Genomic DNA, 23,750 nt, shown 5'->3' with positions numbered 1-23,750 from the left:
ATGCAATTATGTCGGTACCGGAACAGCTAGAGGCAGTGGATACCTTGGTTGAACACCTGAAGACCGCGCTTGCGGAGAAGAACTGGGACGAACTGTCCCGTCTGAATGAGCTGGTCAAACCGACGATCGAGCCGGTTATGGCGGCCCTTGAGGCCGGCGATCTGAGCCCTGAGCCAATCAGGGAAAGGCTGGCAGCCCTGCAGACATTCTGTGATCGTGCCAATATTTCGGCAAATGAAGCCAAGGCGGAAGCCCAGAAAGCGCTGAAAGGGGTGAACCAGAACCGCAGCGCGGCAAAAGCCTATCAAAACGTCTCGTTAAATCGGCCAAAATAGCGTCATAAAATTGACTCAGGCCCACTTACAGTCTTAAATACCGCACAAATCCCCGCAAGAGATTCGTTTGGATGTCGAAGAATAACAAGGTGCTGGTGCTCAGCGAGGACGATGCGAAAAGACGTGACATTTCTACCATTCTTGAGTTTATCGGCGAAGAGGGCATTGTCGTTGGGGCCGATGCCCATTCACTGCTGAGCAGCGGTGACGCTGAGGATCTGGAGTCAATTTCCGTTGCCGTTGTTAACGGCGAGGACGATGGCGTGACCGCAGTGATTTCAACCGTGTGCGAGGTCGCTCAGGGGGTGCCTTTGCTGTTGGTTGGCGACCCTGATCTGGCGGGCCTCTCCGACGACGAGACAAGCCGGGTAATTGCCCGCATGGAATGGCCGCTTAACTACACCAAATTCGTGGACTCGCTCTACCGTGCACAGATCTACCGGGATCAGTTTGCACGTTCCCGTGAACGGGGGCAGCAACGTGGTCTGCAGCTTTTCCGTAGCCTTGTTGGTACGAGTCGAAAAGTGCAATCGGTACGCCAATTAATGGAGCAGGTGGCCGACAAGGATGTGAGTGTGCTAATTACTGGCGAGTCGGGAACGGGCAAGGAAGTGGTGGCGCGAAACCTCCATTACCATTCCTCTCGTCGCGACAAGCCCTTCGTGCCGGTCAACTGCGGTGCCATTCCAGCGGAATTACTGGAAAGCGAATTGTTCGGGCACGAGAAGGGCGCGTTCACCGGCGCGATCACGTCGCGGGTAGGTCGGTTTGAAATGGCCGAGGGGGGCACCCTGTTTCTAGACGAGATCGGCGACATGCCGTTGAACATGCAGGTCAAGATTCTGCGGGTTCTGCAGGAACGCACTTATGAGCGTGTTGGCAGTAACCGGACTCAGTCAGCCGACGTCAGGGTCATTGCCGCGACTCATAAACATCTCGAAGACATGATTGAAACGGGCGATTTCCGTGAAGATCTCTATTACCGCCTGAACGTTTTCCCCATTGAAATGCCCGCTTTACGTGACCGGGTGGAAGACATTCCGCTGTTGATCAATGAATTGATTTCGCGGATGGAGAAAGAAAAGCGGGGCTCCCTCAGGCTGAACTCGGCTGCGATCATGAGTCTTTGCCGCCACGACTGGCCCGGGAATGTTCGCGAACTGGCGAATCTGGTGGAGCGGTTGGCGATTATGCACCCCTACGGTGTCATTGGGGTTCAGGAGTTGCCCAAGAAGTTCCGTTACGTGGACGATTACGACGAGAACCGGCCAGTGGAAGACTCCGGTATGCCCTCTGGCATTCCCGGGCTGGTGGGGCTGGATGCGCCGGCTCTGCTGCCGGTGAACGGCATCGACCTGAAGGACTACCTGTCCAATCTTGAAAGGCAGTTGATTCAGCAGGCGCTGGATGAAGCCGGAGGAGTAGTGGCCCGGGCAGCCGAAAAGCTTCGGATTCGTCGAACGACGCTGGTTGAGAAGGTCCGGAAGTATGGACTTCGGGATGAGGAGTCCGAGGAGAGCTGATCAATCCCCCAAAGAATCGGTTTCTGATGGCGTCAAAGGTTTGTAACCTTCGGCGCCATCGCTGTTTTTAGGCGACGGAAACCCGTCGTATGCCTTTCCTCTGTTTTTCCTTCCTGTTGAAAAATAAACAAAATTTAAAGTTGGCACAGTGCTGGCTTAGTCTCGTCCAAACGATCCATCCGATTGGTACGGGCCGGGGGTTAGTCCGGTCAGAGGGCGAGTTTATGAGTCAGTTACAGTTTGTGGGTTTGTCGTCAGCAAAGGCGTCTGCCAATGCGGCTGCCGATGTCAATGACAAGGTGACGGCGTTGTTCCCGGAGCAGGACGATGAGGCTGTGGGGACAGCGTTGGAGCTGTTTAATCAGATGTCCCGACAGATCACTGATTCCTACCGCACTCTTGAGTCCCGTGTTAATCAGTTGTCCGGGGAGCTGTCCGCGGAATCCCAGCAGCGCCAGGCGGAGCTGGAGCAGAAAGAGGAGCTGGCAGACCGGCTCTCGACGCTTCTGCATGCGCTACCGGCCGGGGTTGTGGTGCTCGACAGCCAGGGGGTGGTGACGCAGACCAATCCGGCGGCGATCACGTTGTTGGGGGAGCCTCTTGGTGGAGAGCGGTGGGTGGATGTTATCCGCCGCTGTTTTGCGCCCCGCCGCGACGATGGCCACGAAGTGTCACTCAAGGATGGCCGTCGTGTCAGTATTGAAATTCGTACCATGGAAAACCAGCCGGGGCAGTTGATCCTGCTGACGGACCTGACTGAAACCCGTCATTTGCAGTCTCAGCTCGCCCATGCCCAGCGGCTTTCCGCCATGGGCAAGATGGTGGCCTCCCTGGCTCATCAAATTCGTACACCGCTGTCGGCTGCCATTCTGTATGGCGGGCACCTCAGCCAGGAAGACCTGGACGAGGAGATGCGTCAGCGTTGTGCCTCACGGTTGATGTCCCGCTTGACGCACCTGGAGCAGCAGGTGCGTGACATGCTTATTTTCGCCCGGGGCGAGACGCGGTTGGCAGAGGAATTGTCTGCCGACACCCTGGTTCAGGCGCTGGCTTCCGCGCTGGAAGGATTGAAGCTCCCTGCCGGTGTGTCGGTGGGGTTGAGTGACCAGGTCAATAGCGCCGCGCTGATGTGCAATCGTGATGCTCTGGTGGGTGCCTGTACCAACCTAGTGAACAACAGCGTGGAGGCCGGGGCGACGAACGTTGAAGTTGCCGTTGTGTCCGTTGACGAGGAACTGGTGGTGCGCGTGAGTGATAACGGTCCTGGGTTTACCACGGAGCAGGCAAGTCAATTGCTGGAAGCGTTCTATACCACCAAATCCCACGGCACCGGCTTGGGCCTCGCCGTGGTCCAGGCGGTGGTGAAAGCGCACCAGGGTCGTTTCTCGATTGATGCGCCTGCCGCCGGAGGTGCTGTTGCCATCATTTCCCTGCCATTGATGCGTTCGTTGTCGACGGGTGACCGTCGGCAGCAGCCATCAAAGAATGACTGATCGGAGGCTATTATGGCCAAAGCCCAAATTCTGATTGTTGAGGATGACCAGGATCTTCGAGAAGCGCTGGTTACCACCCTTGAGCTGGCAAAGTTTCGCGTGCGTGAAGCCGCCAATGCGGAGCAGGCCCTGGCGAAGCTGGCTGAGTCGCCGGTGGATATGGTTGTCAGTGATGTGAACATGCCTGGAATGTCCGGTCACGATTTGCTGCATGAAATACAAAGACGGTACCCCGGCCTGCCGACCATGCTGATCACCGCCTATGGTCAGATCAGCCATGCGGTGTCCGCGATGCAGTCCGGTGCCATCGACTACCTGGTCAAACCGTTCGAGCCATCAGTGCTTGTGGATGCGGTGACCAGAGTGGTCGGCGGCGGCCGCCAGAAAAGTGTCGACCAGCCCGTTGCGGAAGATCCGATCAGCAAACGGATGTTCCAACTGGCGGCGAAGGTGGCAGCCAGTGACTCGACGGTGATGATTTCCGGGGAAAGTGGAACCGGTAAAGAGGTGTTGGCGCGCTATATTCACCAGCAGTCTCCCAGGTCAGACCAGGCGTTCGTGGCGATCAACTGCGCGGCAATTCCCGAGAATATGCTGGAGGCCATCCTGTTTGGCCACGAGAAGGGTGCCTTTACCGGTGCGGTTGCATCCTCCCCGGGCAAGTTCGAGCAGGCCAACGGTGGCACCATCCTGCTGGATGAGATTTCGGAAATGGATCCTGGCCTGCAATCCAAGCTGTTGCGGGTGCTGCAGGAGCGCGAGGTTGAGCGGGTCGGTGGTCGCAAGACCATCGCCCTGGATGTACGGGTTATTGCCACCACCAACCGGGATCTGTCCGATTACGTGCGGGAAAACAAATTCCGTGAAGACCTGTACTACCGGCTGACGGTCTTCCCCATGCACTGGCAGCCACTGCGCGAACGTACACTGGATATCATGCCGCTGGCGAATGCATTGCTGAAAAATCATTGCCGCAAGATGAAATTGACCGGCGTGACCTTCGCGCCCGACGCCAGAGATGCGCTGATGGGTCATCAATGGCCGGGCAACGTTCGCGAGCTGGACAACGCGATACAGCGGGCGCTGGTCTTGCACCAGGGGAATGTCATCCATGCTGGTGACCTTTGCCTGGAACTCGGAATTACCGGGCGTATGGAAAGTGGCCCCGCCGGCACGACATCTCCGGCCTCTCCACACCCAGTCGTTTCCGAATCCGGGGCTGAGTCACCTGATCGGGACGCTCAGGATACCTATGCTGAGGAAAGCCTGTCGGGTCTCGGAGCGCTATCTTCCACGTCACTGGGTGATGAAGTCCGACAGCGTGAATTCCGGATTATCATCCAAACGTTGAAAAAAGAGCGTGGTCGACGCAACCGGGCGGCGGAGCAGTTGGGTATCAGCCCGCGCACGCTCCGATACAAACTGGCCCAGATGCGCGATGCCGGCATCGATCTGGATGCAGAGCTGGCCGCCGCCTGACCACAGCCAACAGGCTCCTTCGTTCGGCACCCAAGGGTGCCGTTTTTTGTGCCCACGTCAAAAGACCGTCGCTGTCTTTCGCCTTTCTCTCCGATTGTTAATTAACATTATGAAAATTAACAAATTAATTATGTTGGCCTGCGGTTTGCTTTGACCTGTTCAGATATGTCCAGGTCAATGGCTTGCCCATTTATACGGCGGGCCGGGAGAGTGAATCATGGTTCAGCGTGCTGACATCAACAGTGTCCTTTCAGAAATTCGCAATATGCGCTCGCAGATGATGGAGAATCAGCGGGTTGAACAGGACAACAACATTCGCGGACGGATGGACGGGCCGTCCAAGGTCCAGGAAACCTCCGACACTCCCAAATTCAGCGACATGCTCAGCCAGGCTGTGGGTTCTGTGAACGAACTCCAGCAAACATCCAGTGATATGAAGACGGCGTATGAAATGGGCGATCCGAACATGGATATCTCCCGCGTCATGATCGCGTCTGAAAAAGCATCCATCTCCTTCGAGGCATTGACCCAGGTCCGTAACCGGGTGGTGAAGGCCTACGAAGACATCATGAATATGCCGGTTTGATAGCGGAGCGGACCCATGGCCAGCGTACCTGCTGAAACCTCATCCTCGAATATGCCCGCGGCGCGGGGAGACGATACCGGCGAGAGCCGTAGCGACCTGATTTTCGGCTTCAACCGGTTGAACCTGCTGCGACAGGTGGGCCTGATGGTGGGGCTTGCCGCCAGTGTTGCCCTTGGCGTTGCCGTGGTTCTCTGGGCCCAGGAGCCCAATTACCAGCCTGTGGTGGGGGATATGTCCGGCTACAACCCACAGGATGTCACGACCATTCTTGATGCCAACAACATCGACTACCGTATGGATCCACGCACAGGCGCATTGCTGGTGCCCTCCGATGAGGTCTATAACGCCCGCCTGAAACTTGCAGCAGAGGGCGTGACGGACGAGCAGACCATGGGCTACGAACTGCTGGACCAGGACCGTGGCCTTGGAACCTCTCAGTTTATGGAAACCATCAGTTTCCGCCGTGGCCTGGAAGGCGAGCTGGCACGAACGATTGGCAGCATGCGCACGGTTCGTGCCGCTCGGGTTCATCTGGCGATTCCGGAGCGCTCGGTGTTTGTCCGCGACGCGCGCACGCCGACAGCGTCCGTGTTCCTTGAAGTAATTGCCGGTCGTCGCCTGGAGCAGGAGCAGATTGCCTCGATCGTGAACCTGGTTGCCGGCAGCATTCCGGAAATGAGCAAGGACAATGTGACCGTGGTCGACCAGAGTGGAAACCTGCTCACCGGTCGTGAGGACGGCGGTGACAGCCAGCAGATTGAAGACCAGTACGATTACACCTCCCGCGTTGAGGATCGCCTGGCTCGTCGGGTTGCCTCCATGGTCAGGCCGGTGGTGGGCGACGGTCGTTTCCGTGCGGAAGTGACGGCGGATCTCGATTTCTCCTCGGTGGAACAGGCTGAGGAGCTGTTCAATCCCGAACAGCAAGCTGTGCGCAGCGAGCGCCAGATGTCCGAGCGGCGTGCCGGTGGCGGCGCCAGTGGAATCCCCGGCGCCCTGTCCAACCAGCCGCCCGCTCAGCCGACAGTTCCGGAACAGGCAACCGCCGATGACGAGGGCAACGTCCAGGCGCCGCCGGTGAACGTGCGTGAAGAGTCGACCCGAAACTACGAAATGGACCGCACCGTCAGCTATATCCGCCAGGAACTTGGCCGCATAAAACGTTTGTCGGTAGCCTTGGCGGTTGATGACATGAAAGTGGTGGATCCCCAGACCGGCGAAGTCAGCTATGAACCCTGGCCGGAACAGGAACTGCAGCGCCTGACCATGCTGGTACGCGATGCCGTGGGGTATTCGGCCGCCCGGGGTGACAGTGTTACGGTGATGAACACTGCGTTCGCCGCCGAAGAGCAGATCGAGTTTGAAGCACCGGCGTTCTGGGAGCAGCCGTGGTTCTGGGACCTGATGAAGCAGGTGCTCGCAGGCCTGGTCATTCTGGTTCTGGTTCTGGGCCTGTTGCGACCCACCTTGAAAAGTCTGTCCGGCGGTGGCCGCAGCGAACGCAGGGGTGACTCCGACGACGGCTATGACGGCCTTGATGGCATCGAAGGCGGCGACGCTCTGCGCGAAGCCATGCATTCACAGGACGATCTGCTTTTGCCCGGCGCGACAGACAGCTATGATAGACAATTGAATGCACTGAAAGGCCTGATTGCGGAAGACCCCGCAAGGGTCTCCCAGGTGATGCGCCAGTGGGTGAATGTCGATGACTGATGAGAACAACCGCCAGCCTGATGCGGCGCAAAAGCCCCAGCGCAAGATTCCGCGGGTGGAGCAGGCGGCAATCCTGCTGATGTCACTGGGCGAAAACGACGCTGCCGAAGTGCTCAAGCACATGGGGCCGAAAGAGGTCCAGCGGGTTGGCGTGGCCATGGCCCAGATGAAAGACGTCAGCAAGGACGACGTTACCTATGTCCTGAACCAGTTTGTCGAGGCTGTTGGCGGCCAGACCGGGCTGGGGGTTGGCAATGATGATTACATTCGCACCATGCTCACCCAGGCCTTGGGGGACGACAAGGCCTCCAGCCTGATCGACCGTATCCTTATTGGTGGCAACACCACCGGCCTGGATACCCTGAAGTGGATGGAACCCCGTGCGGTGGGCGATATTATCCGTTACGAGCACCCCCAGATTCAGGCCATCGTTATTTCCTACCTCGATCCGGACCAGGCCGCGGAGATCCTCGGCACTCTGGACGACAAGGTGCGCCTGGATGTAATGATGCGGGTGGCTTCGCTGGAAAGTATCCAGCCGCAGGCACTGCAGGAACTCAACGATATCCTCGAGAAGCAGTTCTCCGGTGGCTCAGCGGCCCAGACCAGCCGCATCGGCGGGGTCAAACGGGCGGCTGACATCATGAACTTCATGGACCGCAGCGTTGAAGGCGGCCTGATGGATTCCATCAAGGACATGGACCCGGACCTGGCGTCCACAATCGAGGACTTGATGTTTGTCTTCGATAACCTCAAGGACATTGACGACCGTGGTATTCAGGCGTTGCTGCGGGAAGTGTCTTCCGAGGTGCTGGTCGTCGCGCTCAAGGGCGCCGATGACGCCGTTCAGGAGAAAATCTTCAAGAACATGTCCAAGCGGGCCGCAGAACTTCTGCAGGATGACCTGGAGGCCAAGGGGCCGGTACGGGTCAGTGAAGTGGAGTCTGCCCAGAAGGACATTATTACCATTGCCCGTCGTATGGCTGAAGCTGGTGAGATCACCCTTGGCGGTGCTGGGGAAGAAATGATGTGATGAAAGATCCCCGTCGCAACCTCGATCGCATTCCCAAGGAAAACCTCACGGCCTACGAGCGTTGGGAGCTTCCGCTGTTGGATGCGCGCGGCAATGAAATCGCGCAGGAAGAAGACCGCGACGTAAAGCCGTTGACCGCCGCCGATATTGAGGAGATCCGCCAGGCGGCCCGTGAAGACGGTCATGCGGAAGGCCGTGACGCAGGGTATCAGGCGGGGCTGAGTGAAGGTCGTGAGCAGGGGCACCGGGAAGGCTTTGAAGCAGGGCTTGCCGAGGGCCGCGAGCAGGGCGCGGAGGAAGGCCTGGCGGACACCCGCAAGGAGGTGGATGCCAAGCTGGACCGACTGGAGCATTTGCTTGGCGAATTACTGGAACCAATCAAACGCCATGAAGACGAGGTGGAAACGGCGTTGGTCAATCTGACGACCGTTCTTGCGCGCTCCGTGGTGTTCCGGGAGCTGTCGTTGGATTCTTCCCACATTACCGACGTGGTCCGCAAGGCGATGACGGCGCTACCATCTACAACGGAAAACGTGCGCATCCATATTCATCCGGATGACTATCAATGGGTCAGTGAGGTTGCCGACAGGTTCGAGGCGGCGACCTCCATTGTCGAAGATGCTTCTGTTCTCCGGGGCGGTTGCAAGCTGGAAACCCGCCACAGCCTGGTGGACTTCACGGTGGAAAAACGCTTCCAGAAGGCCGTTCAGGGCATGCTGGACCGCCAACTGGACACCGAATCCGCCGGTGAGGGGGAAGAGCTTGATGCCATGATGGGCGATCTGACCGACTTCCGGCACGATGTGCTTGACTCCGACGAGGATGAAGGCCATGACAGCACACCTGGCTGAACGCCTGACACGACTGCAGGATTACTTTACCGAAGACCCCCAGCCGGAACTGTCCGGGCGGCTGACGCGCATGGTAGGCCTTACCCTGGAATGTGTGGGTTGCCCCATGGTGGTCGGCGACCGCTGCGTGATTACCGGGCAGGGCGCCGGCACCGTGGAAGCGGAAGTGGTGGGTTTTGAGGATGACCGTGTCTATCTGATGCCGCTTACGGCCATAGAGGGGTTGCGCCCTGGAGCCAGGGTGGTGCCGTTGTCGGTGGCCAGCCGGGTGCCGGTCGGCCCGGAGTTGCTGGGGCGGGTGGTCAACGGCAACGGCGAGCCACTGGACGGCAAGGGCCCGCTGCAGGCGGAAGCCCGCGTGTCTCTCAGTGGCGATATCATCAACCCGCTGGACCGTGCGCCGGTGCGTCAGTCCATGGATGTGGGTATCCGGGCTATCAATTCACTGATGACCGTCGGCCAGGGGCAGCGCCTGGGCCTCTTTGCCGGCAGCGGCGTTGGCAAGAGTGTTCTCTTGGGTATGATGACCCGCTTCACCAACGCGGATATCACGGTGGTTGGCCTGATCGGCGAACGGGGCCGTGAGGTTAAAGAGTTCATTGAGGATATCCTTGGGGACGAAGGGCTTGCCCGCTCTGTTGTGGTTGCCTCCCCCGCCGATGACTCACCACTGATGCGCCTGCGTGCTGCCATGCTGACCACCCGAATTGCGGAATACTACCGGGATCAGGGCAAGCGGGTATTGCTGTTGATGGATTCATTGACCCGCTATGCACAGGCCCAGCGGGAAATTGCCCTGGCCGTCGGCGAGCCTCCAGCCACCAAGGGCTATCCGCCTTCGGTTTTCGCCAAATTGCCGCAACTGGTTGAGCGTACCGGCAATGGCAGGCCTGGTGGTGGCTCTATTACTGCATTCTATACCGTACTGACGGAAGGCGATGACCAGCAGGATCCTATCGCGGACGCCGCGCGGGCGATCCTGGATGGCCACATTGTGCTGTCCCGGCGATTGGCGGAAGAAGGCCATTACCCCGCCATCGATGTGGAGGCGTCCATCAGCCGGGTAATGCCGCAGGTGACCGAGACCGAACATTTTGCCCGCGCCCAGCGCTTCAAACAGGTCTACTCCCGCTATCAGCAGGCCAGGGACCTGATCAGTGTCGGGGCCTATGTAAAAGGATCAGATCCTGAAACCGATTTTGCCATCACCCATATCGGCAACATGGGACAGTTCCTCCAGCAGGGGTTGAACGAAAGCGCTCCGTTGGAGGACAGCATCCAGCAGTTGCTTGCGGTGGTGCCGGAAAGACGCTCTCCCGATCGCCCCAAGACCCCGCCACAGGCCGATGGAGGTGGTAGGTGATGCTCAGGTCCCAGCGCCTTTCGGTCGTGCTCACTCTGGAAGAACGTAAAGAAAAGGCCGCCCTGGAAAAAATGGCGGAAGCACAGCAGCATCATGAAGCCCAGCGCCAGCAGATAGAAAACCTTGAGCGGTATCAGCGGGAATACCGGGAACAGATCCGCAGTAGCCAGAAAGGTGTGGTGTCTGTTGCTCGCCTCCAGGGCTGGCAGGCGTTTATAGCCCAGTTGGATCAGGTGATTGTGCAACAGCAGAAACTGCTGACACAGGCGGCAGAACGGCTCCAGGCATGCCGGGAAGAATGGCAGAGGGCCTGGGAGCGGCGCCGGGGAATGGAAAAGTACATTGAAACCTGTCGCCGGCACGAGCAGCGGGAGCAGGATGTCAGGGAACAGAAGCAAATGGACGAAGCCGCCGGGCGGATACTGGCGAGGCGGCGCTGATCGGGTTGCCAAATGGCAAACGGCGGATGCAAATTCGGTGTTGTAAGCTATCCTTTATGACAGGGTGCCCTGGGCACACCTGTCATTTCCCGTTACCCGGCACGCATACCATGGAGGCTCCGGAATGCCGATTCATACGCATCGCAGTGACGATGGCCAGACCCTGACCATAAAAATTGAAGGGCGTTTCGATTTCAGCACCCATCAGGCGTTTCGTGATGCGTACGAACATGGCGACGAAAAGGTGAGCTGCTTTGTCGTCGATCTTTCGGACACCACCTACCTCGACAGTTCCGCCCTTGGCATGTTGCTGTTGCTGCGTGACTACGCGGGGGGTGACCGTGCCCGGATTCGCATCGAAAACTGCAACAGCGATGTGCGTCGTATTCTGTCAATCTCCAACTTTGAACAATTGTTCGCGATTCGCTGAATCACCCGGGGAAGACGTCACGGAGGCCCGATGTGGATGATCCACTCCCAGAAAACCGGCCACTCCGGATTCTCATTGCCGATGACAGCCACAGTGATCGTCTGATACTCAAAACCCTGTTGCGCCGCCTTGGTCACGAGGTTGAAGACGCCGAAAACGGACTGGAAGCCGTCAATATTTTCGGCAAGTCCGCGCCAGACATCGTCCTGCTGGATGCATTGATGCCGGTTATGGATGGAATGGAGGCCGCCCGCCAGATCAAGGTGCTGGCGGGAGAGCAGTTGGTTCCCCTGATTTTCCTGACATCACTGTCGGACGCCGGCGCCCTGGCTCGTTGCCTGGAGGCTGGCGGCGACGATTTTCTGACCAAACCCTACAATCGCATCATCATTGAAGCCAAGATTAACGCCTTCAATCGCATGCGGTTGATGCACCGCACCCTGAGCCATCACCGGGATCTGATTCGCGAACGCAACAGCACGCTATTGGAAGAGCAGAAGGTTGCGAAGCGGGTGTTTGACAACGTTGCCCATACCGGTTGTCTGGACGCGCCCAATATCCGCTTTCATGCGTCGCCAATGTCAATTTTCAACGGCGACGTGCTGTTCGCCTGTCCACGCCCGGCTGGCGGCATGCAAATACTGATTGGGGATTTCACTGGTCATGGCCTGCCGGCCGCCATCGGCGCCATGCCCGTGGCGGAAATTTTCTACGGCATGACCAGCAAGGGATTCAGTGGCAGCGATGTACTCCGGGAGATCAACCAGAAACTGGGCCGGATACTGCCCACCGGAATGTTCTGTTGTGCAGCCATGATCCAGGCGGATTTTCACCTGAACCAGCTGCAGATCTGGAATGGAGGGCTCCCTGACGGAGTGTTACTGAGAAAGGATGGAGCGCGTGAAACCATTGTTTCACGGCACCTGCCCTTGGGGGTGCTCGGCAGTGCACGGTTTGATGCGGGTATGGATGTGTTCCATACCGAGCCGGGTGATACCTTGCTGATGATGACAGACGGTGTGATGGAGGCTGAGAACCATCAGGGTGAGATGTATGGAGAGCAGCGCCTTGCCCGCTCTCTCGACGAAATGAGCCGACAGGGGTCACCGTTTGAAACCATTATGGCCGGCATTCGTACCTTTACCGGAAATCAGCCTGAACAGGACGACCTGACGTTGATCAGCCTGCGAATGGCGGAAGACGCGGAACTGGTTGGTATTTCCGATCGACTGCCCCAGTCCGCACTGGAGGGGCCGTCGGAGTGGCGCTGTGTGTACGAGGTTCAGGATCGAACCCTGGGGCAGTTCAGCCCCCTGCCTTTGCTGCTGCATATCTGCATGGAGGTGCCGGGGCTGCGCCGGAAGAGTGGCGAGATATATACGCTGTTGTCTGAGCTGTACAGCAACGCACTGGAACACGGTGTGCTTGGCTTGTGCTCGGACTGGAAGGCGACACCCGACGGATTCGGGCACTACTACGCTGAACGTGAGCGGAGGCTGGCCGATGTGGCGGGCCACTTTATACGCTTTACGTTGACCCATACCATGACAGACAGGGGCGGGCAGCTGGTTATTGTCTGCGAAGACAGTGGCAGTGGCTTTGATTTCAGCAGTGTGCGTCCGGAGGCCGAAGATGAGCGCCGCTATTCAGGCAGAGGTTTGCTGTTGTTACAAAAAATTGGGCGTTCCCTGAATTACCGGGAACATGGCACCAAGGCTGAAATTGTATATGATTGGTATTTTTCTGAGGTTACTGGCCGTGAGGGCAGTATCACCCAACAACCAGGGGGTTGGTCATGACGGACAAACCACACCTTGATGAAGAAGCGTTGGCCGAGTTGCAGGAAGTCATGGAGAATGAGTTCGACATTCTGATCAATACTTACCTCCATGATTCCTCTGACCGTATTGCGCATCTGCGGTCGGCACTGGAAAAATCGGATGCTGACGCGTTCGCAAAATCCGCTCACAGCTTCAAAGGCAGTTGCATCAATATTGGTGCCCCTCGACTGGGCGAACTTTGTTTCGAGGCGGAGAAGGCGGGCCGCGACAATCAATTGTCACAGGCCGGAGCAATGCTCGACGACATCGAGAATGAATTCCGACAGGTTGAGGGCACACTCAAGCGTTTTATTGCGTGACGTGAACGAATGGCATCGCTTTTGCTTTGATATCGTACAGGTGCGCTGAAAAGCAGGATTAGCGCACTGAAAGGGCGTCTGCAGCGTTCAGATTCCACCGTCATCCAGTAAAAGCGGCAAGAGGTTGCCATGTCCCAAATGGTTCTTCCCCAGGCTTCCCCACAGGGTCCACAGGCCGATAACGGTTCGAAAAGCGTCTCAGGCAATCGGGAAAAAAACGGCGATAGTCCTTTTGATTCCGTGTCTCGTGAGGAGCAGCAACGAATCGATCGAAAACAGGCTGAAAAGCGTGATCAGGCTCGGGCCGAGGATACTGGCCGTGCCGACCAGGCCGGCCGGGACAAAAGCGAAAGCAAACCCGCCGATGACCCTGAGGAACCGCGAACCAATGCCCAGGCTGACAACTCGGAGGTTCAGGGCAAGGAAGGGGCTCCGGAAAAACCGACTGCAGAAAAAGAGGAGGCCGCTCCATCTGGGGAAGCTGAGTCTCCATCGTTAGCGGATCAGGAGGCGCCGAAGGAGGTTGTTCCCCTGACATTCGCTGAACTTCAGGCTCTGCTGATGCCGGCGGGGGGGAACACCACGGCAGTGTCGGGCGGCAACCCGGGTGCCGGTAGTGGCGCACTGCCGGGTGTGCAAGCATTTGCCGGAATGATTGCAGGCCTGCCTGGCAATACCGCAGGCAAACAGGCCCTGTCGACAGTGCAGGGAAGTGGTTCAGGCGCTGCGCCGGGCCTGGCATTGACCGACGCTTTGTTGTCGGGTGTGGCGGCAGACGCATCGCGTCCTCAGGAAACCCCATCGCTGCAAGGCGCGGTGCGCTTCCAGGCCGCTGCAGAGTTGGCTAACCAGCAGCTGGCCAATCCGAATACGGCAAAGCTGCCTGCAGAGGTCGCCAACTTGCGAGGGTATACCACCTCTATTGATGTACCGGTCAGTCACGCGGAGTGGGGGGACAAGCTCGTCGGAAAGCTGACCTGGCTGACAGCACGAAATATGTCTGTCGCCGAAATACATCTCACACCGCCTGATATGGGGCCCATGGAAGTCAGGGTTCAGGTTCAGCAGGAGCAGGCACACATTACCGTTCATTCCGCCAACCCGGCCGTGCGGGACCAGCTTGAACTGCACAGCCACCGTCTCAGGGACATGCTGAGTGAGCAGGGACTGTCACTGGACCAGTTTGACGTCAGTGATTCATCGCAGCAGCAAGCCGGCGAGGACAATGCCGGGGAGGGCAGCAAGGATGAGAGGGCAGTACTTGCCGATGGCGGACTGGACGAACAGGATCTTCCATCTGAATCCCTTGATCTGACCTGGAAAGGCGAAGTTGATATCTTCGCCTGACCTCGGCACCCCTTCACCTGATGATTCTGCATCACTCTCCCTTTGCCCATCCTCCCCAGCAACGCTAAACTGCTGTTCTGATAGGGAGGATGGGGTTATCTGGCCCGTCCTTTGCTTAAACCTCTTTATAACCGTTCCGGTTGACGGATTTCTGGCAGACCTACGTTATGGCTGAAAACAATGCGCCCCCTGAGGCGCCGGCAAAGAAAGGCAAGCTCAAACTGATACTGATGCTGACCGTGGTGATTGTTCTGGCGGTCGGGTTGTCAGTCGTTGGTACCATGTGGTTTCTGGGCGGTGGCATCCCGGGCATGGCTGATGCAGAACAGGAAGACAGCTCGGAGCAGGTTGAAGTGTTTGTGCCCAGCACCTACACGGTGCTGGAGAAGGCTCTGGTCACGACAGTGCAGGCCGAAGGGCGGCAACGCTATGCCCAGGTATATCTGGCTTTCGAGGCTCAGGACCCGGCAGCACTGGCTGCGGCTAACCAGCATATGCCGTTGCTTCGCAGCAAACTGATCGGCGTACTCGGTGGCAGGGACTTTAACGAGTTACAGACGCCGGAAGGCCGGAAGGCGCTGGCCGATGATATGCTGGCGACCGTTAACAGCGCGCTAGAACAGGAAGGGGAGCCGCCCTTGCTGGCCGTGCTGTTCAGGAACTTTGTCGTTCAGTAGAGAATGCGTTAGAAATGCATTAGCAATGTACTAGAGACAATCTAGGGCAAGCTAAAGAATGCAACAGCGCCCGGTAGGGCGGACATCACAGGCAGAGAAACGTATGCAGGACTTACTGTCACAGGACGAAATTGACGCGCTCCTCCATGGTGTGGATGACGGCGACATTGATACCTATGATGAAACCGACGAAGCCGGTATCAAGTCCTACGACCTTGCCAGCCAGGACCGCATTGTCCGTGGCAGGATGCCCACACTGGAAATGATCAACGAGCGTTTCGCCCGCTATACCCGGATCAGCCTGTTCAATCTGTTGCGCCGCAACGCCGATGTGTCCACCGGTGGTGTTCAGATCATGAAGTTCGGCGAGTACATCCACACCCTGTACGTGCCCACCAGCCTCAACCTCTGCAAGGTTCGCCCGCTTCGGGGGACTTCGCTGTTTGTGCTGGACGCCAAGCTGGTCTTCAAGCTGGTGGACAACTTCTTCGGCGGGGAAGGCCGACACGCCAAAATCGAGGGCCGCGAATTTACCCCGACGGAAACCCGTATCGTACAGATGGTGCTTGACCAGGTGTTTCATGACATGCGGGAAGCCTGGCATGCGGTGTTGAAGGTGGATTTCGAGTACCTCAGTTCCGAAGTCAACCCGGCCATGGCCAACATCGTCAGCCCCAGTGAGGTGGTGGTTGTGAGCACCTTCCACATTGAGCTTGATGGTGGTGGTGGCGAGCTGCACATGGCGCTGCCGTACTCCATGATTGAACCCATAAGGGATGTGCTGGACGCTGGCGTCCAGAGCGACATTGACGACGTGGATGAACGCTGGGTCAGTGCGCTTCAGGAAGATATCAAGGACGTGAATGTTCCCATTAACACCACGGTTTGCCGCCGACGCATTTCTCTTCGCGATATTGCCAAACTGAAGGAAGGTGACATCATCCCCGTGGAAATCCCCGAGTTACTGACCCTGACTGCCAATGGCATTCCGGTCTACAAAGCCACGATGGGAACCCGTGATGGCAAGCTGGCGCTAAGGATTCATGACCGGGCGACGGTGCCCAAAGTGAAAAAACAACTGAAGGTGGGACGCAATGGCTGACGACGATAAGAAAGACGAGCAGGAACTCAGCGAAGACGAGAAGCTTGCCGCCGAGTGGGAATCGGCCATGGAAGAGTCGGGGGATGCCGACGAAGATGGCCGCGAGGACGAATGGGCTGCGGCCATGGCAGAGGCTGGAGAAACCGACGACGATGACGGCAGCGACGACGCCAAAGATGATGTCCGTGCGGCACCTATGGAAGAGTTTCCGGAGGGATCGAACTTCAGCCAGGGCACTGGTCCCGCACCGGACCTGGATGTCATCCTCGATATTCCCGTGACCATTTCCATGGAAGTGGGTAACACCCAGATTCCGATTCGCAACCTGTTGCAGTTGAATCAGGGCTCGGTCATTGAACTGGACCGGCTGGCGGGTGAGCCGCTGGACGTGCTGGTCAATGGCACCCTGATTGCCCACGGCGAAGTGGTCATGGTGAACGAGAAGTTCGGCATCCGCCTGACGGACGTCATCAGCCCCGGCGAACGCATTAAGCGGTTGCAGAAATAGGATGGTGCGGGTGCATCGTTCTGCTGTCCGTTATGGCGTTCCCGGCGTGTTACTGGCGGCCTTTATGCCTGCCTTGACGCGCGCTCAGGAGCAGGAAGGGCCGGCCCGGGAAGTTGCCAGCGCACCGGATACCGTGGCCACCATGCTGACGCTGGGCGTGGGCCTGCTGGCGGTGATTGCCATTATCTTTGGTTGTGCCTGGATTGTGCGTCGCATGAGCGGGATGACGGGCGGCAACACCCGGGCTATCAAGGTGGTCTCGGTGATGCCCATGGGCACGCGTGAGCGGATTGCCCTGGTCGAAGTCGGTGGCAAACAGATTCTGATTGGTGTTACGCCTTCAGCCATTCGCACTTTGCATGTGTTTGATGAACCGGTCGTCAGTGCCGGTGATCCTGTGTCCAGTGATTTCGCCCGTAAACTCCAGGGCATGATCGGGAAATCCTGGGGCTCCGGTTCTTCATCGAAGGAAGGTTCCTGACATGGCGGTACCTGTGTCCGGGCGCATCCTGGCGTTACTGACCCTTTTCATTCTTACGGCCTGGGCGCCCACTGCGCTGGCGGATATACCCGGTATTCCAGCCTTTACGGTAACGCCGGGCGAGGAAGAGGGCGTTCAGGAATACTCCGTATCCCTGCAAATCCTGGCGCTGATGACGGCGCTGACGTTCCTGCCTGCCATGCTGATGATGATGACATCGTTCACCCGCATCATCGTGGTGTTCGCAATCCTGCGTCAGGCTCTTGGGCTGCAGTCCACGCCTTCCAACCAAATCCTTCTCGGCCTGACACTGTTCCTGACCATCTTCATCATGAAGCCGGTCCTGGAAGAGGTGAACGAAGTGGCTCTGCAGCCGTACATGCAGGAAGAACTCAGCTCGTTGGAGGCGGTTGAGCAGGCCAGTCAGCCCTTCCGGAAGTTCATGCTGGCACAAACCCGGGAGAGCGACCTGGGCCTGTTCATGCGTATCGCCGACGAAGAATACGACACCGCTGAAGACGTCTCTTTTTGGGTGCTGCTGCCGGCCTTCGTGACCAGCGAACTGAAAACCGCGTTCCAGATCGGATTCATCCTGTTTATTCCGTTTCTGATTATCGACATGGTGGTCGCCAGCGTACTGATGGCGATGGGTATGATGATGTTGTCTCCGATCATCATTTCACTACCGTTCAAAATCATGCTGTTTGTGCTGGTGGACGGCTGGGCCCTGATCATGGGCACGCTGGCCGCCAGTTACGGGATATAGGGGAGAGCCGACCATGACACCCGAAACCGTTATCGACATTCTGCGTGAAGCTCTGTGGATGATCGTGCTGTTGGCAAGCCTGATTATTGGGCCAGGCCTGGTGATTGGTCTTGTGGTCAGTACCTTCCAGGCCGCCACCCAGATCAACGAACAGACCCTCAGCTTCCTGCCCCGGCTGCTGGTGACACTGATCACCATTATCGTTGCTGGTCCGTGGATGCTGACCCAGCTCCTTGATCATGCAAACCGGCTGATCACCAGCATTCCTTACCTGATCGGCTGACCCGGCATGCCCACGGAGATATCAGCCGACCTGATCAACCAGTGGGTAGGTCAACACCTGTGGCCGCTGTTCCGGCTGGCCAGCTTCATGATGGTCATTCCCTTTATCGGCACCCAGCTTGTCCCGGCACGGGTTCGTTTAGGGCTCGCTCTTATTATCACTATCCTGGTAGTGCCCATGATCCCGCCCGTGCCCCAGGTGGATGCATTCAGTGCTGACGGGGTTGTGATCACCTTGCAGCAGATCCTCATCGGTGTGGGTATGGGGTTTGCCCTGACGGCCCTGTTCCAGCTGTTTGTTGTGGCCGGCCAGATGATCGCCATGCAAATGGGGCTTGGTTTTGCCTCCATGGTTGATCCGGCCAACGGCGTGAGTGTGCCGGTGCTGGCGCAGATCTACACCATCACCATTACTTTGCTGTATCTGGCGATGAACGGGCACCTGGTGGCGTTCGAAGTTTTCATAGAGAGCTTCCGTACCATCCCCATTGGCCTGGAAGGTTTGGGGCAGACTGGTGTGTGGCAGCTTGCCCATCGCATCAGCTGGATATTTGTGTCCGCTATATTGCTGGCCCTTCCTGCTGTCACTGCCGTGTTTATCGTGAATATTTCCTTTGGGGTTATGACACGTGCTGCTCCCCAGATGAACATTTTTGCCCTGGGTTTTCCGATTGGCCTGATTTTTGGATTATTTGCCATATGGGTGCTGCACGCCAATTTTCTGCCACATTTCGAGCAGTACACCCGGGAGACGTTTGAGTTCATGCGCAACCTGCAAGGGCAGCCTTAGTAGCGACGGAAAACCATGGCCGAAGAAAACGACAACAGCCAGGAAAAAACCGAAGAGGCCACCCCCCGAAGGCTTGAGAAAGCCAGGGAGGACGGCCAGACTGCGCGTTCCAAGGAACTGGCGACCATGGCTGTTCTGTTGGCTGGTGCCGGCGGCCTGCTGATGTTTGGCGCGTCAATGGGCGCTTCCCTGGAAAGTATCATGCGCGACAGCTTCGTGTTGGAGCGCTCCGCCATCTTCGACACCCGGCATATGAGCGTCCAGCTGATTGCCTCCACCAAGGAGGCCGCCCTGTCCCTGGCGCCCTTGCTGATCCTCTTGCTCGTCGCTGCAGTCGCGGGCTCGATTGGTATTGGTGGTCTGCTGGTCAGCGGAAAAGCCATCGCCCCCAAGCTCAATAGAATGGACCCTCTCAAAGGTCTCAAGCGCATGTTCTCCATGCGTTCGCTGATTGAACTGGTCAAAGCCATCCTGAAAGTCGGCCTGGTGATGGCGGTAGCGATCCTGATATTGAACCTGCGTACGGATGACCTGCTTAGCATCGCTGAAGAGCCTGCGAGATCGGCCATGGAGCATGTTGTGTGGACCATGGCCTGGAGCTTTTTCATCCTTGCCTGTGCCACCATCGTCATTGCCGCGATCGACGTGCCGTTCCAGATCTTTGATCACCAGAAAAAGCTGCGCATGACCAAGCAGGAGGTGAAAGACGAATACAAGGATACGGAAGGCAAGCCGGAAGTGAAGGGCAAGATCCGTCAGTTGCAGCGTGAGATGGCTCAGCGTCGGATGATGCAGGATGTGCCGGGTGCGGATGTGGTGATCACTAACCCGACGCATTATGCGGTGGCGTTGAAGTACGATCAAAAGAAGATGGCGGCGCCGATTGTGGTGGCGAAAGGGTCGGACGAAACGGCTTTCAAGATCATGGAGATTGCCCGCGAGAACAAGGTGGAGATTCTCCGCACGCCACCTTTGGCGCGGGCGGTTTACCACAACACTGACATCGGGGGTGAAATCCCGGATGGTCTGTACATGGCGATCGCCCAGGTGCTTGCCTATGTGTTCCAGCTTCGTCAATTCCGTAAGGGACGGGGCGAGAAGCCCCAGATGCCGAAGTTTCCGATTCCTTCGGATTTGCGGCGCGATGTTTAGCTTAGTGCTGGCCTGCTGTCCGTTGCCTGCTGCCTAGCCTGATGGTTTGGGGGAGGTGGCTCTGCGGGTGGGCTGCCCAAAACACGCTCCTTCGGCACATCCATGTGACGCTTGGACTCCGCCATCCATGGCTCCGTACAGTTTTGGGCAGCCCACCCGCAGAGCCACTTCTGTCATCACAGATATCACAATAGGACCAATCTGATTACTTACTTTGCTTGCGATATCGATGTTGCCCGAGAGGGTGTGGGGAAGGGACTCCCAAAAACGTGGAGCGCCATGGATGGCGCGACCGAGCCTTACAGGGACGTATTCACGGGCGTTTTTTGGGAGTCCCTTTCGCACACCCGCTAACGCCAAACCGGAAGGCTAAAAGCAGGTTACACCGAGGCCTCAATAACCCGAACCATAGGATCACGGCGGCTCTCCGGAATTGGAAGTTGGCCGTAGAGGTCAGCAGGGTTGTGGACGGTAACGGAGGGAAAGCCGCAGGCACCGAAGTGCTTAGCCGCTTGTTGATCGTGCAGGAAATGGAAGCTGACATCACTGCGGGTAACCGTGCTGAGCAGTCCGCCGAGGGATTTCAGGGCACCGCGTAACAGCGGCTGGTTCGGCATCAGGTAGCTTTCAGACAGGTAGACCGAACCCGGGCGCTGTTGCAGCAGTGCCGCCAGGCGTTTCCAGAATTCGGAAATAACCGGCAAGGAAAAATAACTGGTCAGTCCTTCGGTGACGACAACCACCGGTTCTTTGCTGTCGAACGCTCTCGCGAAAACCGCCTCCAGTGTCTGTTCACCGGATTCCGCCAGGATATCGATGGGCATTACCTGATGGTGATCGCCCAGGCGGCCGGAGGCCAGGAGTCGTGCGGCTTTTTTGGTGGCCATGTCGGGGAGGTCGGCTTCCACCATATGGAGGTGTGGGTGTTTTTCCCGCAAGCGGATGCCCCTTGGAGACATTCCGCAGGCAATTTCCAGAACCTGGGTGACGCCACGCTCGAGGGCCTGTTCGATCAGGTGATCGATGATCAGGTGACGCTGCAGCAGGAAGGTGCGGATGTTGCCGCCGATGAGTGTTTTGCTGCCGACCTCGAAGGGCGTCATCAGGTGATACAGGCAGCGCCCCTGATCCGTTGCAAGCACGTCGTCGGAAAGGCCGTACCGGTGCCATACGGCACCGGTATAGAGGGCGGTAAAGCTGATGCCGGAGCTGTCAGCCATTTTCATGGGTCGGCCGTCAGTGGGTGTCTTTCTCATGAATCCTTGCGCCCCATGCTTCGCCTTTGCCTGGCAGGATCAGGTTGAGGGCTATGGCAACCACCGCGCAAAGGGCGATGCCCTCCAGGTTACCAATCGCCATGCCACCAATCCCGAAGACCAGAGTGACGGCAACGATGACCAGGTTGCGTGCCTGCGACAGGTCGACCTGGTGACGAATCAGGGTATTCAGACCGACAACGGCAATAGAGCCGAACAGCAGGCACAGGATGCCGCCCATCACCGGCGCCGGGATGGTTTGCAGTGCTGCGCCGAACTTGCCGATGAACGCCAGCACGATGGCAATGCACGCCGCCCAGATCATGACTTTGGGATTAAAGTTCTTGGTCAGCACCACCGCGCCCGTAACCTCTGAATAGGTGGTGTTGGGTGGGCCACCAAGGGCTGAGGCAGCACTGGTGGCAAGGCCATCGCCCAGCAGGGTGCGGTGCAGGCCGGGCTTCTCCAGATAGTTTTTGCGGGTAACGGTACCGATGGCGAGGATGTCGCCAATGTGTTCAATGGCCGGTGCGATGGCCACGGGAATCATGAACAGGATGGCTGCCCAGCTGAACTCCGGCGCCACAAAGTTGGGGATGGCGAACCAGGGCGCGTTGGTGATGGGTGACAGGTCCACGATGCCGGCAAAGGCCGACAGAATGTACCCGACAATAATGCCGAACATGATCGGGATCAGGCGGAAGATGCCGCTGGACCAGACAGCCATAATCACGGTCACGGCCAGGGAGATCATCGCAATCCAGATAGCGGTGTCGTAGGGCACCAGTTGTTGCGCGCCATCACCGGTGCGGCCAGAAGCCATGTGGACAGCCACCGGCGCCAGGCCAAGGCCGATGACCATGATCACCGGACCGATGACCACCGGGGGCAGCAGGCGGGTGATGAAACCGGTACCGCGCAGACGTACCGCGCCACTCAAAATGATATAGAGGATGCCCGCAGCCATCAGGCCACCGAGTGTCTCCTCAAGGCCGAAGCGCCCCTTGGCGGCAATGATCGGGGCGATAAAGGCGAAGGATGAAGCCAGGAAAATGGGAATCTGGCCGCCGGTGACGATGTGGAAAATCAGTGTGCCAATACCGGCAGTGAACAACGCAACGTTGGGGTCGAGGCCGGTAATCAGAGGCATCAGTACCAGTGCGCCAAAAGCCACCAGCAGCATCTGTGAGCCGGCAATGGCCTGTTTCCAGACCGGGTCGGTGCTATGGTCCTGCATGATTAAACGTCCTTCTGCTTGGTGCCGAAGATTTTGTCGCCGGCGTCGCCAAGCCCCGGAAGGATGTAGCCTTTTTCATTCAGCCTGTCATCGATTGATGCGGTGTAGATCGACACATCTGGATGTTTCTCCAGCACCTTTTCCACGCCTTCCGGCGCTGCAACCAGAACCAGGGCGCGGATCTCGTTGCTACCGGCTTTCTTCAGCAGGTCGATGGTAGAGATCATGGAACCGCCGGTGGCCAGCATGGGGTCGATGATCATCGCCATGCGCTCATCCAGTTCGCCTACCAGCTTTTCAAGATAGGTGCTGGCTTCCAGGGTTTCCTCGTTGCGTACCTGGCCCACGACGCTTACCCGGGCACCAGGAATCAGGGTGAGCACGCCGTCCAGCATACCGAGGCCGGCCCGCAGGATTGGCACGATGGTGATTTTCTTGCCCTGGATCTGTTCAATTTCCACCGGGCCCGCCCAGCCTTCAATAGTTTTCTTCTGCAGCGAGAAGTCTTTGGTGGCCTCGTACGTCAACAGGGCACCGACTTCCTGAGCCAGCTCCCGGAAATTCTTGGTGCTGATGTCTGAGCGGCGCATCAGGCCGAGTTTATGGCGGATAAGGGGGTGCTTGACCTCGTGAATTGGCATGGGCTCACCTTTGCGTCTGGGTCGATGATGTGGTTGTGGGCGCAGTAAAGACGCCAGCAAATGGCGCAAGGATACCGTATCTTGCCGAGTCCGTCAGGCGCGGTGACAAGAAAAGCCGTAAGGGG

General features: G+C 57.9%; 25 protein-coding genes. 22 read left to right on the top strand and 3 right to left on the bottom strand.

Annotated elements, in window-relative coordinates; translation table 11 throughout:
- Positions 1 to 8 precede the first annotated feature (8 nt).
- The 22 genes from AAGD24_RS13590 to flhB all read left to right on the top strand — a co-directional run bounded on the left by AAGD24_RS13590 (position 9) and on the right by flhB (position 20,491).
- Positions 9 to 335, top strand: coding sequence for an SOS cell division inhibitor (locus tag AAGD24_RS13590; protein ID WP_379865381.1), 327 nt, complete (start codon positions 9 to 11; stop codon positions 333 to 335).
- A gap of 71 nt (positions 336 to 406) precedes the next feature.
- Positions 407 to 1,858, top strand: a complete 1,452-nt coding sequence (locus tag AAGD24_RS13585) for a sigma-54 dependent transcriptional regulator (protein ID WP_036204813.1) — start codon at positions 407 to 409, stop codon at positions 1,856 to 1,858.
- Between the two features lie 224 nt (positions 1,859 to 2,082).
- Positions 2,083 to 3,351, top strand: a complete 1,269-nt coding sequence (locus AAGD24_RS13580; RefSeq protein WP_085680029.1) for a PAS domain-containing sensor histidine kinase — start codon at positions 2,083 to 2,085, stop codon at positions 3,349 to 3,351.
- Between the two features lie 12 nt (positions 3,352 to 3,363).
- On the top strand, positions 3,364 to 4,830 hold the full coding sequence (locus AAGD24_RS13575; protein WP_041335984.1) for a sigma-54 dependent transcriptional regulator: 1,467 nt from the start codon (positions 3,364 to 3,366) through the stop codon (positions 4,828 to 4,830).
- A gap of 217 nt (positions 4,831 to 5,047) precedes the next feature.
- A complete protein-coding gene (gene fliE, locus AAGD24_RS13570; protein WP_036204822.1) occupies positions 5,048 to 5,416 on the top strand; it encodes a flagellar hook-basal body complex protein FliE in 369 nt (122 codons plus the stop codon).
- Positions 5,417 to 5,431: 15 nt separating this feature from the next.
- Positions 5,432 to 7,129 carry a flagellar basal-body MS-ring/collar protein FliF gene (gene fliF, locus AAGD24_RS13565; RefSeq protein WP_036204825.1) on the top strand — a complete coding sequence of 566 codons (1,698 nt, stop codon included), beginning with the start codon at positions 5,432 to 5,434 and terminating at the stop codon, positions 7,127 to 7,129.
- Positions 7,122 to 8,162 (top strand): flagellar motor switch protein FliG, encoded by a 1,041-nt coding sequence (gene fliG, locus AAGD24_RS13560; protein ID WP_041333672.1) that lies wholly within the window; start codon positions 7,122 to 7,124, stop codon positions 8,160 to 8,162. The genes fliF and fliG overlap by 8 nt, the downstream gene beginning before the upstream one ends.
- Positions 8,162 to 9,013 (top strand): flagellar assembly protein FliH, encoded by an 852-nt coding sequence (locus tag AAGD24_RS13555; protein WP_036204831.1) that lies wholly within the window; start codon positions 8,162 to 8,164, stop codon positions 9,011 to 9,013. The genes fliG and AAGD24_RS13555 overlap by 1 nt, the downstream gene beginning before the upstream one ends.
- Positions 8,985 to 10,376, top strand: coding sequence for a flagellar protein export ATPase FliI (gene fliI, locus AAGD24_RS13550; RefSeq protein WP_227517887.1), 1,392 nt, complete (start codon positions 8,985 to 8,987; stop codon positions 10,374 to 10,376). Before AAGD24_RS13555 ends, fliI begins: the two co-directional genes overlap by 29 nt.
- Positions 10,376 to 10,816 (top strand): flagellar export protein FliJ, encoded by a 441-nt coding sequence (gene fliJ, locus AAGD24_RS13545; protein WP_036204835.1) that lies wholly within the window; start codon positions 10,376 to 10,378, stop codon positions 10,814 to 10,816. Before fliI ends, fliJ begins: the two co-directional genes overlap by 1 nt.
- 124 nt (positions 10,817 to 10,940) lie before the next feature.
- Positions 10,941 to 11,246, top strand: coding sequence for an STAS domain-containing protein (locus AAGD24_RS13540; RefSeq protein ID WP_036204837.1), 306 nt, complete (start codon positions 10,941 to 10,943; stop codon positions 11,244 to 11,246).
- 32 nt (positions 11,247 to 11,278) lie between these two features.
- The gene (locus AAGD24_RS13535; RefSeq protein ID WP_379865377.1) at positions 11,279 to 13,045 is read left to right on the top strand and encodes a SpoIIE family protein phosphatase; all 1,767 of its coding nucleotides are present in this window, start codon (positions 11,279 to 11,281) and stop codon (positions 13,043 to 13,045) included.
- Positions 13,042 to 13,386, top strand: coding sequence for an Hpt domain-containing protein (locus AAGD24_RS13530; protein ID WP_036204841.1), 345 nt, complete (start codon positions 13,042 to 13,044; stop codon positions 13,384 to 13,386). The genes AAGD24_RS13535 and AAGD24_RS13530 overlap by 4 nt, the downstream gene beginning before the upstream one ends.
- 129 nt (positions 13,387 to 13,515) lie before the next feature.
- A complete protein-coding gene (locus AAGD24_RS13525) occupies positions 13,516 to 14,733 on the top strand; it encodes a flagellar hook-length control protein FliK (RefSeq protein WP_036204843.1) in 1,218 nt (405 codons plus the stop codon).
- A gap of 167 nt (positions 14,734 to 14,900) precedes the next feature.
- Positions 14,901 to 15,410 carry a flagellar basal body-associated protein FliL gene (gene fliL, locus AAGD24_RS13520; RefSeq protein WP_036204845.1) on the top strand — a complete coding sequence of 170 codons (510 nt, stop codon included), beginning with the start codon at positions 14,901 to 14,903 and terminating at the stop codon, positions 15,408 to 15,410.
- Positions 15,411 to 15,513: 103 nt separating this feature from the next.
- Positions 15,514 to 16,512 carry a flagellar motor switch protein FliM gene (fliM, locus tag AAGD24_RS13515; protein WP_007155171.1) on the top strand — a complete coding sequence of 333 codons (999 nt, stop codon included), beginning with the start codon at positions 15,514 to 15,516 and terminating at the stop codon, positions 16,510 to 16,512.
- Positions 16,505 to 17,020, top strand: a complete 516-nt coding sequence (fliN, locus tag AAGD24_RS13510) for a flagellar motor switch protein FliN (RefSeq protein ID WP_228209794.1) — start codon at positions 16,505 to 16,507, stop codon at positions 17,018 to 17,020. Before fliM ends, fliN begins: the two co-directional genes overlap by 8 nt.
- Before the next feature lie 64 nt (positions 17,021 to 17,084).
- Positions 17,085 to 17,501 (top strand): flagellar biosynthetic protein FliO, encoded by a 417-nt coding sequence (fliO, locus tag AAGD24_RS13505; RefSeq protein ID WP_051946792.1) that lies wholly within the window; start codon positions 17,085 to 17,087, stop codon positions 17,499 to 17,501.
- A 1-nt stretch (position 17,502) separates the two neighbouring features.
- Positions 17,503 to 18,267, top strand: a complete 765-nt coding sequence (gene fliP / locus AAGD24_RS13500) for a flagellar type III secretion system pore protein FliP (RefSeq protein WP_051946660.1) — start codon at positions 17,503 to 17,505, stop codon at positions 18,265 to 18,267.
- Positions 18,268 to 18,280: 13 nt separating this feature from the next.
- Positions 18,281 to 18,550 (top strand): flagellar biosynthesis protein FliQ, encoded by a 270-nt coding sequence (gene fliQ, locus AAGD24_RS13495; RefSeq protein WP_007155167.1) that lies wholly within the window; start codon positions 18,281 to 18,283, stop codon positions 18,548 to 18,550.
- Positions 18,551 to 18,556: 6 nt separating this feature from the next.
- On the top strand, positions 18,557 to 19,339 hold the full coding sequence (fliR, locus tag AAGD24_RS13490; protein WP_036204848.1) for a flagellar biosynthetic protein FliR: 783 nt from the start codon (positions 18,557 to 18,559) through the stop codon (positions 19,337 to 19,339).
- A gap of 15 nt (positions 19,340 to 19,354) precedes the next feature.
- On the top strand, positions 19,355 to 20,491 hold the full coding sequence (gene flhB, locus AAGD24_RS13485) for a flagellar biosynthesis protein FlhB (protein ID WP_036204851.1): 1,137 nt from the start codon (positions 19,355 to 19,357) through the stop codon (positions 20,489 to 20,491).
- Between the two features lie 380 nt (positions 20,492 to 20,871).
- Here the strand turns inward: flhB and AAGD24_RS13480 are convergent, their stop codons facing one another.
- From AAGD24_RS13480 to upp, 3 genes are read right to left on the bottom strand one after another with little or no spacing between them, the layout of a single operon-like run.
- Positions 20,872 to 21,747, bottom strand: a complete 876-nt coding sequence (locus AAGD24_RS13480; protein ID WP_379865374.1) for a class I SAM-dependent methyltransferase — start codon at positions 21,745 to 21,747, stop codon at positions 20,872 to 20,874.
- On the bottom strand, positions 21,728 to 22,984 hold the full coding sequence (locus AAGD24_RS13475) for a uracil-xanthine permease family protein (protein WP_007153962.1): 1,257 nt from the start codon (positions 22,982 to 22,984) through the stop codon (positions 21,728 to 21,730). The genes AAGD24_RS13480 and AAGD24_RS13475 overlap by 20 nt, the downstream gene beginning before the upstream one ends.
- Before the next feature lie 2 nt (positions 22,985 to 22,986).
- Positions 22,987 to 23,625, bottom strand: coding sequence for a uracil phosphoribosyltransferase (upp, locus tag AAGD24_RS13470; protein ID WP_036204856.1), 639 nt, complete (start codon positions 23,623 to 23,625; stop codon positions 22,987 to 22,989).
- Positions 23,626 to 23,750 lie beyond the last annotated feature (125 nt).

It is taken from the genome of Marinobacter sp. M5B, from assembly GCF_042604615.1.
Classification (GTDB): Bacteria; Pseudomonadota; Gammaproteobacteria; order Pseudomonadales; family Oleiphilaceae; genus Marinobacter; species Marinobacter salarius.
Note: the sequence above shows the minus strand (reverse complement) of the source record. Positions and strands in the feature narration are given on the sequence as shown.